This window comes from Chromohalobacter sp. 11-W, assembly GCF_029889905.1.
Taxonomy (GTDB): Bacteria; Pseudomonadota; Gammaproteobacteria; order Pseudomonadales; family Halomonadaceae; genus Chromohalobacter.
In genome coordinates, this window is record NZ_JARANZ010000010.1 from 78575 (window position 1) to 90249 (window position 11675).

General features: G+C 58.0%; 9 protein-coding genes and 1 pseudogene. 1 reads left to right on the plus strand and 9 read right to left on the minus strand.

Annotated features, from left to right (window positions below; all coding sequences use genetic code 11):
* Positions 1-5: 5 nt before the first annotated feature.
* Positions 6-1658 carry a phosphoethanolamine--lipid A transferase gene (locus OP494_RS14080; RefSeq protein WP_075368758.1) on the plus strand — a complete coding sequence of 551 codons (1653 nt, stop codon included), beginning with the start codon at positions 6-8 and terminating at the stop codon, positions 1656-1658.
* A gap of 311 nt (positions 1659-1969) precedes the next feature.
* On the opposite strand, the gene OP494_RS14085 is transcribed toward OP494_RS14080, so the two are convergent.
* The 9 genes and pseudogenes from OP494_RS14085 to guaD all read right to left on the minus strand — a co-directional run bounded on the left by OP494_RS14085 (position 1970) and on the right by guaD (position 11631).
* A complete protein-coding gene (locus tag OP494_RS14085) occupies positions 1970-2518 on the minus strand; it encodes a cytochrome b/b6 domain-containing protein (protein WP_179000153.1) in 549 nt (182 codons plus the stop codon).
* 266 nt (positions 2519-2784) lie between these two features.
* Positions 2785-3108 (minus strand): annotated as a pseudogene (locus OP494_RS14090) (YkvA family protein); the annotation flags it as partial.
* Between the two features lie 18 nt (positions 3109-3126).
* Complete coding sequence (locus OP494_RS14095; protein WP_246923567.1) at positions 3127-4500, minus strand: MFS transporter; 1374 nt, start codon at positions 4498-4500, stop codon at positions 3127-3129.
* Between the two features lie 154 nt (positions 4501-4654).
* On the minus strand, positions 4655-6058 hold the full coding sequence (locus tag OP494_RS14100; protein ID WP_246923570.1) for an ATP-binding protein: 1404 nt from the start codon (positions 6056-6058) through the stop codon (positions 4655-4657).
* Complete coding sequence (locus tag OP494_RS14105; protein WP_246923572.1) at positions 6055-6717, minus strand: response regulator transcription factor; 663 nt, start codon at positions 6715-6717, stop codon at positions 6055-6057. Before OP494_RS14105 ends, OP494_RS14100 begins: the two co-directional genes overlap by 4 nt.
* A gap of 56 nt (positions 6718-6773) precedes the next feature.
* Positions 6774-7379, minus strand: a complete 606-nt coding sequence (locus tag OP494_RS14110) for a hypothetical protein (protein ID WP_261506423.1) — start codon at positions 7377-7379, stop codon at positions 6774-6776.
* A 98-nt stretch (positions 7380-7477) separates the two neighbouring features.
* A complete protein-coding gene (gene hpxO / locus OP494_RS14115) occupies positions 7478-8704 on the minus strand; it encodes an FAD-dependent urate hydroxylase HpxO (RefSeq protein ID WP_280541685.1) in 1227 nt (408 codons plus the stop codon).
* A 47-nt stretch (positions 8705-8751) separates the two neighbouring features.
* Positions 8752-10134 carry a nucleobase:cation symporter-2 family protein gene (locus OP494_RS14120; protein ID WP_280541687.1) on the minus strand — a complete coding sequence of 461 codons (1383 nt, stop codon included), beginning with the start codon at positions 10132-10134 and terminating at the stop codon, positions 8752-8754.
* Between the two features lie 138 nt (positions 10135-10272).
* Entirely contained in the window at positions 10273-11631 is a 1359-nt protein-coding gene (gene guaD / locus OP494_RS14125; protein ID WP_280541689.1) for a guanine deaminase, read from the minus strand.
* Positions 11632-11675 lie beyond the last annotated feature (44 nt).

Consider the following 11675-nt stretch of genomic DNA (forward strand, 5'->3'; position numbering starts at 1 on the left):
CGTTTATGTATAATTTATTTTCAAGGCTGAGCTTCCTGCGTCCGGTTTTGACGACGGACTTCCTGACCTTTTTGGTGAGCCTTGGTGTTACATTGTTTTATAATACGCCTTTTTGGGGTGAGGTTTTTGATTATATCTCTCCAGCAGGAATAATGGACTGGTTGCTTTTGCTCGAGTATGGGGTTGTTCTTACTTTTTTGCAGTTTTTTGTATTTGTCTTTTTAGTGAATCGTTGGCTGGCGAAACCTTTTCTTGTCGCCATAATATGTTTGGCAGCGGCCGTTAACTTTTATACAAGCCGTTATGGCGTATACTTCAATACCGATATGGTGAACAACGTTCTGCAGACGGATACCAAGGAAGCTGGTGAGCTGTTTACTTGGGGGTTCCTTGGATACATGATTGTTTATGCCGCTATTCCTTCACTGTTTGTTATCTGGGTGCGTATAAAAAGAGAGAGCCTTTTGAGGTCTGTTTTGAGACGCGCAGTGGTGGTGCTAGCAAGCACCCTGGTATTGAGCGGCTTCATTTTACTGACATTTCAAAGCGTGTCGGCTTTGATGAGGACGCATCATGAGCTGCGTTTCTTGGTCACTCCGGGTAACGCGATAGTCTCTGCTGTTCAAGCTTTAGCTCCTGCACAAGCTCCTCTGCCTGATAAGAAAATTCCGCTTGAGAGCGATGCGAAACTGGCAGACGCGGCATCGAATGGCAATAGCAAGCCTAAGCTGCTCGTCATTGTGGTCGGGGAGACGATGCGGGCTGCCAATTGGGGTCTCAATGGCTATGAGAGGCAGACAACACCGAAGTTGAATGATCGCAACGTGATCAATTTTCCTCATGTAACATCTTGTGGCACAAGCACGGCAGTTTCTTTACCTTGCATGTTCTCTCCGCTTGGTCACGATGACTATGACGAGCGCTATATTAAAAGTCATGAGTCACTTCTTGATGTGTTAAAGCATGCCGGTATCGATGTGGAATGGATTGATAACCAATCGGGATGCAAAGGAGTCTGCGAAGGCGTTAAAAATGAGACACTGTCCCAGCAGGGTTTTCCTGGTCTTTGTGCATCGGGCCGCTGCTATGATGAGGCTCTTGCCGAGCGTTTAAAAGATGAGTTGAAGAAAACTTCGGGTTCTAACGATGATAAAGTCATTGTGTTGCACCAGTTAGGTAATCATGGTCCTAGTTATTACCAGCGTTATCCTAAGGCTTTTAGCAGGTTTGCCCCGGTATGTGAAACTGCTGATTTAAATAAATGTCAAAAAAATGAGATTGTAAATGCATATGACAATGGCGTTCTTTACACCGATAGTGTCTTAGATAGTATGATTGCCGCCTTAAAATCTCAGTCTCAATATTCGGCTGCCATGTTGTATGTGGCCGATCATGGTGAGTCGTTAGGTGAAAATGGTGTTTATTTACATGGATTGCCTTACTCAATCGCACCGAAAGAACAAACGCATGTACCCATGACGTGGTGGTTGGATAAGGATTTTATTGGCTCCACGGGACTGAATGATGATTGTTTATATAAAAATGCAGACGGCAAATATAGTCATGGCAATTTGTTTTCAAGCATTCTGGGGTTGATGCAAGTAGCAACATCGGTCTATAAGCCCGATCAAGACATAACATCGGCGTGTCGTGCATGACTTTAAAATCTTACCTGCAGTGGCACCGAGCTGGGGAGTGTATGATGGTTTATAGGTTTCAGTATGACGTGTTAGCAAGGCCTTTTCGGATTATAAGAAACTTAGCCAAGGCCGTCCGTAGTATAGCTGGCGAGGCTCTCTTTAGATGTTTCTTTTTCGAGGCCTGTATTTTTACTTTATACATTTTTATTGGGACACTCGTTGTGCCTTTTGCACTGGCGCTTGGTTTTTATAAGATCGTCAGGTATGTTCTTGCGAAGGTCGGCGGAGGGGCGTGAATTGAAAGAGCCGCCTTGAGGCGGCTCTTTCAATTATTCTTGGCGTTTTTTTGTTTTTTTACCAGTAAGCATTGCCTTGGCAAGATTTTGTTTTGTTAACTTGCTTGAAATTGTTACACCAACAACATGTAGTATTGCTGCAATAAGAAGGGCGTTTCCTAATATTGGGTGTACAGTTTCTATCAGTGTGTTTTCTTGAAAGGTGTGCGTTGTTAGAAGCCAGCCCAATATTGCTTGCAGGCCAAGTCCTCCTAATAGTAAAAAGACCATGGCGCTGCCGGCGGGATTGTGGCCGTCATAATGTCGTTCATGCCCATGTCGCATGTTTCGTAAATGTTGAAATATTTCTTTTGGTGAGTAAGTGAAATTGATGAACCGTGCGTGTCGAGTCCCTATTATTCCCCATATGATTCGTAATACTATTGCTACGCCTACTGTATACCCTGCCCATTCATGTAGTGTCTGCCATTGGCCAGAGCTCACCCAGGCTGTCATGAATGCTATAGCCAATGTCCAGTGAAGTATCCTTACTATTGGGTCCCAGATCTTTAACTTTTGTGGATGTTCTTCTCTATGCGCCATCAGGTTTCTCCATTCTTGGTATGAAGCAAAAGCCAATAGGTTTGGTCTATTGATTAAGCAGAAGCTATTGGAGGTTATATGGTAAGAAAATATTCTGATGCCTTACTTAAAGAGCGCGGTGGTTCTATGTTCAGGTTGGATAGCGTGTTATCTCGGTTCGAGCCCCCCTCTTGAACAGGCAGTCATGGCGCTTAAGTGATGTGATGATGGCTATATATTCACATGAAAAGCCTGACCAAGAGCGCGGCACAAGCGACCCAGGTGGCAATGATGACACCAGCCGCCAGGCGACTGACTGGTCTAGCGATTGCTTTGTCGGCTGCTTTCCTGTGCTCTTCCATTACTCTGGAGGGGATGAGTCGGACGACTATCAGGATCCCGAGGGGCACGATCACCAGATCGTCCAGATAGCCAAGCACTGGGATGAAATCCGGGATCAAGTCGATGGGTGACACCGCGTACGCAGTGACAACCAGCGCTAGAATTTTAACGACGCACGGTGTGCGCGGGTCGTGCGCGGCAAGCCAGATCGCATGTACGTCCCGCTTGAGTGCGCGCGCCCATTGCTGGGCGCTCAGCAATAGCTTTGTTGTTATAAAGACCATCACTCATCTAGGCCATTGCGGGTGATGATGATCGATCACGAAGGCATGACGATGTCGAGCTCTTGGGTGATGATGAGAGTGGCGATGCGGTTCAGGTCCCTCCCAGCCCTCATGTTCATGCTGGTGGTGGTCGTCATGGTAATGCAGGTGGGAGTGCTCCACAGGAGCATGGCCATGCTCGAGCGCCACCGGGTCCCGTGATGGCCAGACACGGATCGCGAGTGTCGTAGACACCAGCGCGATCGCCCCTAGCAGGGCGAAGGTCTCGATCAGGCCCGCCTGCGACCCGAACCAGCCGGCCAGCGGATAGGAGACCAGCCAGCAGCCATGCGATAGCGAGAACTGCGCGGCGAACAACGCCGGACGGTCCTCGGGCTGGCACGATTGCTTGAGTAGGTGCCCAGTAGGCGTCATGACCAGCGAGGCGCCGGCACCCAGCAAGAACCACAGCCCTAGTAGCCCCACGAACCCGGGTGCCAGCAGGCCAAGAAAGAGGCTTAGTGTCATCAGAACGCCGCCCGCGAGCATGAGCGGACGTTCTCGCGTGCGCTCCAGCACTTTCGGCAGCAGCAGGGCCACCAGCATCGAGCCGCCTCCGACTGCCGCGAAAGCCATGGCCACTGCCTGCGCGCCCAGGCCCAGGGAAGAACGCACGTAGACCACAGTGTTGACGATCTGCATGGCCCCGGCCGCCGAGACCACCATGTTCAGGGCCAGCAGTCCGCGCAGTCGCGGCGTCTTCAGGTAGATCCGCATGCCGTGGGAGACCTTGCGCCACACGCTTGGTACCTCGTCCTCCGTTGCCTTGGGCGACGGCAACATCACCGAGACCACTAGGCCGGCCGAGACCAGGAAGGCCAGGCCATTGAGCAGGAACAATACATCGAAGCTCATCACCATCAATAGCGCCGCGGCGGCCATGGGACTGAGCAGGTTCTCGAGGTCATAGGCGAGCCGCGACAGCGACAGCGCGCGGGTGTACTGCCCCTCGTCCTGGAGCAGATCCGGAATCGTTGCCTGGAAGACCGGGGTGAAGCCCGCCGAGGCGGCGTTGAGCAGGAAGATCAGCACATAGACCTGCCAGATTTCGGTGACGAAGGGCAGCGCGCAGACCACGGACGCCCGCAGCAGATCCAGGCTGACCAGCAGAGTGCGGCGCGGCAGACGCGAGGCGTAGGCCCCGACCACCGGTGCGATGCCCACATAGGCCAACATCTTGATCGCTAGTGCCGTGCCTAGCACGACTCCTGCCTGCCCGGACGCTAGGTCATGGGCCAGCAATGCCAGGGCGACCGTCGTTAGCCCGGTGCCGGCGAGGGCGGTGACCTGGGCCAGGAACAAATGGCGATAGCGACGGTGACTCAGCACTTCGAGCATGCGACTCTCCTTGCGGCGTGGCGGTCGGTTACAGGCGGCATGTGTAGTAAAAAGTCAGGGGGATGTGCTGTTGCTTGTCTTGGTAAGACCTTGTGGTGTTCAAATCAATGGAAGATGTAGTACATAAGCCTAGCCTTGACGAGCCTGATGCAACTTATTGTGCCTGCCAGGTGATCGTGGCCTCCAACCCATGTTCAGGACGATTGCGCAGTTGGAGTGTCGCCTGCTGACGCTGAGCCAGTTCGACGACGATGGAGAGTCCCAGCCCGCTGCCGGTGGTGCGTTGGTCTGAGGCGCGACGGAAACGCTCGGTCACCTTCTCGAGCAGGTCTTCGGGGATGCCGGGGCCGCTGTCACGGACGCGGATTTGTGCGCCCCCTTGCGTGGTCTCGCCGAGCTCGACCTCTACATGGCCGCCTTCCGGGGTGTAACGCAGGGCGTTGTCGAGCAGGTTGCGGAAAAGAATGCCGACTTCGGTTTCATCGGCATGAACGCGCAGCTGTTTGAGACCTTCGAGCGTCAATTGCTGTTGGCGCTCATGAGCGAGGGGCCACAAGTCGGCCATGAGGTCGATGACGATGGGGTAGAGGTCGATCGGAGCGGTGCGACTATCCGGTGTGCGATCCAGCCGCGCCAGGACCAGCAGCTGTTCGACGACGCGTTGCAGGCGTTCGACGCCGGTATAAGCCTTTTGCAGCGATGCTGTCTCCCCAGCTTGGACATTGTCTAGGTGGATACGCAACGCGGCCAGCGGGGTGCGCAGTTCATGCGCGGCGTCGGCGGTGAAACGGCGTTCGCGTTCCAAGGTTTCGCCCAGCCGGTCGATGAAGTCGTTCAGCGACTGGTGTAATCCCTCCAACTCACGGGGCACGTCGAGCTCGATATGCCGAAGATCGCGGGCATGCCGTCCTTGCACCTGATCCGACAGGCGTCGAATCGGAGTCAGGCCACGGCGAATGATGCGGTTCATCAGCCACAGCATGAGCGGCAACAGAGCCACCATTGGGATGAGGTTGTTCCAGGTGATGCGCTCGACTATTTCGCGCTGAAAATTGCTGCGTTGGCCCATGCTGAGCCACAGGTCGTGGCGTTCGTCGAACATGCTGAAGACGCGCCAGCGATGGCCGGCATAGTCGACCCAGCGAAAGCCTTCTTCATCGGGGGCAGGGAAAGATCCATCTTGTGTCCATTTTCCCTGGAGTAGGCGTGGTGTTTTGTCGGACTTCCATAGGCCCAGCGCAAGTTTGCGTTCTTCCTCGTGATAAAGCTTGGTCGGCGTGGTGTCATCGCCATCGAGTGCGACGGGCTGGCCATCGTGATAGAGGCGCGCCGGGTAATCGGGGATACTGAGCTGGTTGGCCAGTCGTTTGAACGCGTCATCGCTGGCGTTTTCCGGTAGTTGGCCGGCGACAATGCGGCTGTGGAGGCTGAGTTGGGTGTCGAGCACTTCTTCCAGCTCGTGATCGGTGATCAAATACGAGGCAAGCACCGCCACGCCACCGGACACGACGAGTACTAGCGTCAGCGTGCGGAGCAGGTAATAGCGAATGGACGTCATACTGCGCGACGATCCAGGCGATAACCGATACCACGGACGGTCATGATGAGCGACTTGCCGAGTTTCTTGCGCAGATGGTGAACGTGGACCTCCACTGCGTTCGAGGCGACTTCCTCTCCCCAGCCGTAGAGCAGGCTTTCCAGCCGGGGGCGCGAGAGCACCTTGTCGGGGTGGCGTGCCAGTTCGAGCAATAGGGCGTATTCGCGGCGCCCAAGCGCGATGTCCTGTCCTTGCCAACTGACGCTGTGACTGGCTTCGTCGATGCTCAAGGCGCCGAGTGTCAGGGTGCGTGACGCGCGGCCCTCGGCGCGCCGCGTGATGACGCGCAGGCGTGCCAGCAATTCCTGTAGATTGAAGGGCTTGAGTACGTAATCGTCAGCGCCGGCATCGAGTCCACGAATGCGTTCTTCGACGGCATCGCGTGCGGTGAGGATGAGTATTGGCAGTCCGGAAGCTTGGCGTAGATGCTGGAGCACTGCCATGCCATCCATGTCGGGTAGCCCCAGGTCGAGGATCATGGCACTGAATGCCTCGTTTTGGGCAGCTTCGATAGCATGATGGCCTTCGGTGAACCAATCCACTGTATAGGCTTCGCGGGTGAGTGCGGTCTTGATGCCATCGCCCAGAAGCGGATCGTCTTCGACCAAGAGTATACGCATGGGGCCTCCTCGGTATTGGCGCCAGCGTAGCATGATGCGTAAAGCTTAAGTCTTTCTTAAGGCGGGGTGAAACCATCGGCCGCTGCACGCCGACGCTGATAGGAATGAATGTGGCCTCGCCATTGGGCTGCAAGGGAAGGATGATTGTGTCGCTCGATGGCCTGTATCACGCGCCGTGCGGCGTGGTTTAGCGCCGTCAAGTGATGGACATGGGGAATGTCCTCGGGCGCTAGGTGCGAATAGCGGGCGCGCTTCGGGGCGGGGTCGACGCTAAGTACGAGCCTGTCTGGCCGCGACGATTCCCGCACCCGCGAGACACATTGGCGCCGTGACCGACTTTCGTTTGCCGTGACGAGGCCGATATCGACATGCAGTGCACCCTCGACGCTCATAGCGTCATTCGTGTCGGTCGATCGCACATGAATCAGCATCTCGATACCGGCGCGCGCCACGGTCTCACGGCAGCATGCTTGTTGTGTCTGACATGTGGCCGCCATGGGCTGGACGCGCGTCGGCATGCCGCGCACCTGTCGCTCGAGTGCGGCCTGGTTCTCGCCCAACGTCCATAACAAGGCACCCCGCGGTAGCAACCAATCGATGAGGGTTTCCGCGAAAGGTGTATCAGCGCCCGTGATGAGAATGCGACGTTCCGACCAATCCATGAGTTACCTGCCGATGGCGGAGATGAAAGAATCGCAACGCTCGCACGGTAACGCTTAAGAGATGCTTACGTCGCTCACGGAGACGCCAGTCCCAATGTTTAGCCAAGTGGCCCGCCGACGACGGTCTTCTTGAGCCCGGCGAGGATAGCGTCTCCATCTTCGCGGGCGAGTTCGTCGTACCAGGCGCGGGTTTGCTCCGGTTCCAAGCCATGAATCATCGCCGCGCGTTTGCGGGCACGCGAGACGATTTCGCCGACGCGCTCGACACGCGCCGCATCGTAGTGCGTCAGCGCCGCGGCAATCGCCGCCGAGGTGTCGGCGTCCTCATCGAGGGCATGCTGCACGGCCTCGGCCAGCACCCAGGCATCTTCCATGGCTTGGCAGCCGCCCTGGCCAAGGTCCGGGGCCATGCCGTGCGCGGCGTCGCCGAGCAGCGCCACGCGGGGCGCGGTGAGCGTATCGAGCGGTGGAATATCGTGAATTTCGACGCGCGCCATGTGCTCGGGATCGAAGCGTTCGATCAGCGCTTGTACCGGTTCGGCCCAGCCGGCGAAGTGTTCGCGCAGTTCGTCACGGTAACGCTGGGAGTTGTTGGGCGTGCTGGCGGGCAATGGCACGTCGAAGAAACAGTAGAATTCCGGCGCGCCCTGGTCATTGCCACCGCTACCCATAGGCATCAAGGAAACCCGCTTGGCGTCGCCCACGTACTGGTCCCAATTATGCAGCGGGGCTAGATCATCATCGGCGGGTACGCGCACGTTCCAGTTGACGTACCCTACGTACTGACGTTCCACGGGGTGCCCCGTGAGCTTTCCGCGCAGCCGTGAATGCGTGCCGTCGGCGACCACCAGCAAGTCGCCGTGGAGGCTGCCGCCATCTTCGAAATGTGCCGTGACGCCGTCATCCGTCAGCGTGTAGTCGTGGCAACAACGCCCGAGCTGGATATGCGCGTCGCCCACGGCCTCGAAGAGTGTCTTTTGCAAAGCGGCGCGCGCGATGGGGCAGGCGCGTTGCGCGACATCCTCGAAAAGCGGCGCGAGACTGAAATCGGTCAATGTCTGCCCGTGGTGGGTGAGATAGCGCATGCGAGTCATCTCGCCGCTGAGCTGCTCAATGGTCTCGCCGAGCCCCAGGCGGTGCATGACCTTGACGCCGTTGGGCCACAGGGAAATGGCCGCGCCTATCGGGCGTATTTCTTGGACACGCTCGACGACGGTGACCCGGTGGCCCTGGCGTTGAAAGGCAAGCGCGGCACTCAGGCCGCCCATCCCCGCGCCGACGACGAGTACGTGCAAGGGAGAAGCGTGTTGTGCTGAGCGAGACATGGCGAACTCCTTCAATCGATTGTTATGGGTGATGAGATTGTTATGAGTTACGAAGACTGATTGGGTGCCGTGGCACGCGGCGTCGTGTCGGCGGTTTCTTCCGCGTTCCCAGTGCTACCGGGCAGCAACAGGGTGCACAGGATGGCGGTCAATCCGCCGGTGGTGATCGGCGAGGAGAAGATCCGTTCGGCGGTCTCGGGAAGTCCGGCGAGGGCTTCGGGGACGAGCTGAACACCGAGCCCCATACCCAGCGACACGGCGATGGTCATGAGCGTCTTGCGGGTCATCGCCTGGTCGCTGAGGATGCGGATGCCGGAGACGGCGATCAGGCCGAACATCAAGGTCGTCGCGGCGCCGAGTACGGGGCGTGGAATGAACTGCAGCAGAGTGCCGAGTGCAGGGATGAGCCCCAATAGCAGCAGGATGACCGCGACGTAGCGCCCCACATGGCGGCTGGCCACACCAGTCAACTGCACGACACCGGTATTCTGGCTGAAGGTGGTGTTGGGGAATGTATTGAACAGTGCCGCGATCAAGGAGTTGACGCCATCGGCCAGCACGCCGCCGCGTATCCGGCGTTGATAAACCGAGCCGCTCACGGGTTCGCCCGAGGCGCGCGACGTGCCGGTGAGATCGCCCACGGTCTCGATGGCAGTGACCAGGAAGATGAACGCCACGGGGACGAAAGCCGTCCAGTCGAAGCCGATACCGAAGCGCAGCGGTTGCGGCAGAGCGAACCATTCAAGTGCCTCCGGACGACCTTCGAACTGACCGGTGAACGCGGCCACGAGACAGCCGATGACGAGCCCGAAGAAGACCGAGCCGATGCGCAGCCAGGTGTATCGGGACATCTGGCAAGCCAATACGACGACGATCACCAGTGCCGCCAGCCCCAGGTTGGCGAGGCTGCCGAAATCCTCGGCGCCGAACCCGCCGGCCATGTCGGTGACCCCCACCTTGACCAGCGACAGCCCGATCAAGGTCACGACCACGCCAGTCACGGTGGGGGTGATGATGCGTTTGAGGCGGTGCAGCATGCCGCCGAGTGCGATCTCGATGAAACTGCCCACGGCACAGACGCCGAGCAATGTCGCGATGACGGCTCCATCGCTGGCGCCGCCGGCACGCGCGGTCTCGCCGGCGGCAATCAGCGCGGCCACGAACGAGAAACTCGTCCCCTGAACACTCAAGAGCCCCGACCCGAGCGGCCCGAGGCGCTGGGATTGCACCCATGTCGCCACGCCCGAGACGAACAGTGCCATGCTGATCAGATACGACATGTACTGGTCGAGCCCCAAGGCGCTGCCCACGATCAGGCTGGGGGCGATAATGCCTACGAAGCTGGCGAGTACGTGTTGCACGGCGGCGAGCAGCGAGGCCAAAGGCCCGGGGCGATCCTCGAGGCGATAGAGGGGTTGATCGACTGACATGGCTTGGCTCCTTGTGCCCGATCATGCGGCGGACTTTATGTATACAAAATCATGCTGCAATGCATAAGCAATAGGAGTGCCAAGTGTGTGTTATTGCCAGGCTTGCCGCATGCATGGGCACTGGCAAGAGCCGACGCCTCATGGCAATGCGGTCGCGCGCTCCCTTGGTGCACCACTGTGATTGTGTGCATCACGTTGGTGCGCTAACTGACCATCGGCCCAGGTGGCGTACACACACCGGTCATCACCCAGCATCATCAGTGCGAAGAGCCGCTCGCCGAGTGTGTCGGCGACTTGCGTACGGCGCGCCAGCAAGGGCGTTGCGGCAAAATCCAGCACCACCAGGTCGGCTTCGTATCCGGCGTGTATGCGGCCGATACAGTGATCGAGGTGCAGTGCCCGTGCATTGCCTAGCGTGAGCCGATAGAGCCCTTGCCAGGCGGTCAGGGGCTGGCCAAGCAAGGCGCCGACCTGATAGGCGCCTTGCAGCGTCGTCAGGCCGCATAGCCCGGTACCGGCGCCCACGTCACTGGCCAGCGAGGTGACGACGCCGGCATCACGGGTGGCGAGGCGATCGAAAAGCCCGCTGCCCAGAAACAGGTTAGATGTTGGCGAGAAGGCGATATTGGCGCCGGCATCGGCAAGCCGAGTGCGCTCGTCTTCGGAGAGATGGATGCCGTGTGCGTAGGTGCTGCGTGGACCGACCAGCCCATAACGTTCGTAGACGTCAAGATAGTCACGGCATTCGGGGAACAGCTCGGCGACCCAGGCGAGTTCGCCCCGATTCTCCGAGAGATGGCTTTGTAGATACAGGCTTTGGTCGTTGCGCAGCACGCCACCCACGGCATCGAGTTGTTCGCGACTCGATGTCGGTGCGAAACGCGGCGTCAGCGAATACGCTAGACGGTCCTTACCGTGCCAGTCGGCGATGAGCCGTTCACTATCGCGGATGCCGCCGGTCGCGGTATCGGTGAGCGCCTCCGGGGCATGGCGATCCATCAGTACCTTGCCTGCCAGCAAGCGCAGTCGGCGGGCCTGGGCGGCGGAGAAGATACTGTCTACCGAGGCGGGATGCGAGGTGCAGAATACTTGAGCGGTGGTGGTGCCGCTGCGCAGCATCTCGTCGAGGAAGCGCTCGGCGACGTCTTCGGCATGGGCACGCTCTGCGAAGCGACATTCGGCAGGGAAGGTATAGTCGTTGAGCCAATCGAGCAGCTCGCGGCCGAACGAGGCGATGATATCGAGCTGTGAGTAGTGCACATGGCTATCGATGAACCCAGGCATGATCAATTTGCCACGGTAGTCGACGATCTCGAGCCCCGCCGGCACGTGCGGTGCCAGCGTGGTGTAGTCATCGACGGCGCGAATGTGACCACCTTCTACCCACACGGCACCGTCTTCCCAATAGCGTAGGCTATTGGCTTCCGGGGTGGGCGCTTCGCCGGGATCGGCATCGAAAGTCAGCACGGCGCCACGTAGCAGTCGGGAATGGGTCATGGAAATGCTCTTGTAAACGGGGAATGACGTAAACGGCGCTCCGG

Bases quoted from the DNA above. Each gene is read 5' to 3' on its own strand.
- OP494_RS14080 (WP_075368758.1), top strand. From the start codon at position 6: ATGTATAATTTATTTTCAAGGCTGAGCTTCCTGCGTCCGGTTTTGACG.
- OP494_RS14085 (WP_179000153.1), bottom strand. From the start codon at position 2,518: ATGGCGCATAGAGAAGAACATCCACAAAAGTTAAAGATCTGGGACCCA.
- OP494_RS14095 (WP_246923567.1), bottom strand. From the start codon at position 4,500: ATGCTCGAAGTGCTGAGTCACCGTCGCTATCGCCATTTGTTCCTGGCC.
- OP494_RS14100 (WP_246923570.1), bottom strand. From the start codon at position 6,058: ATGACGTCCATTCGCTATTACCTGCTCCGCACGCTGACGCTAGTACTC.
- OP494_RS14105 (WP_246923572.1), bottom strand. From the start codon at position 6,717: ATGCGTATACTCTTGGTCGAAGACGATCCGCTTCTGGGCGATGGCATC.
- OP494_RS14110 (WP_261506423.1), bottom strand. From the start codon at position 7,379: ATGGATTGGTCGGAACGTCGCATTCTCATCACGGGCGCTGATACACCT.
- hpxO (WP_280541685.1), bottom strand. From the start codon at position 8,704: ATGTCTCGCTCAGCACAACACGCTTCTCCCTTGCACGTACTCGTCGTC.
- OP494_RS14120 (WP_280541687.1), bottom strand. From the start codon at position 10,134: ATGTCAGTCGATCAACCCCTCTATCGCCTCGAGGATCGCCCCGGGCCT.
- guaD (WP_280541689.1), bottom strand. From the start codon at position 11,631: ATGACCCATTCCCGACTGCTACGTGGCGCCGTGCTGACTTTCGATGCC.